Source organism: Siccirubricoccus soli (assembly GCF_024178315.1).
GTDB lineage: Bacteria > Pseudomonadota > Alphaproteobacteria > Acetobacterales > Acetobacteraceae > Siccirubricoccus > Siccirubricoccus soli.
In genome coordinates this window covers 1-374 of sequence record NZ_JAMZIK010000004.1, presented here as the reverse complement: position 1 = coordinate 374, position 374 = coordinate 1, and the positions used below count along the sequence as shown (strand labels likewise).

General features: G+C 66.6%; 1 protein-coding gene. It reads left to right on the top strand.

Features of this window, described 5'->3' with window-relative positions:
- On the top strand, positions 1 to 374 hold a 374-nt coding region (locus NJ376_RS00390; RefSeq protein WP_252951230.1), incomplete at both ends, for a PAS domain-containing protein.

Here is a 374-nt window from a genome sequence, read left to right as displayed (position 1 = left end):
CGCGAGGCACGCTATCGCGCGACCGTGGAGCTGAGCCCCCTCATCGCCTGGTCGGCGGACCCGCAGGGCGGGATCGTCGATGTCGTGTCGCGTTGGTATGAACAGACGGGCCTGACGCCTGAGCAGACCCTCGGAACGGCCTGGGCCGCTGCCCTTCACCCCGAGGATGTAGCTGAAACCTCTAGGCAATGGCGTCACGCTACCGAGACTGGTGAACCCTTCTCGACCGAGTACCGCTACCGCCTGCGGGATGGCAGCTATCGCTGGATCCACGCACGCGCGACCCCGCTCCGCGCCGAGGACGGCAGCATCATCCGTTGGTACGGCACGCTCGACGACATCCATGACCGCAAGTTGGCCGAGATCGCCTTGCG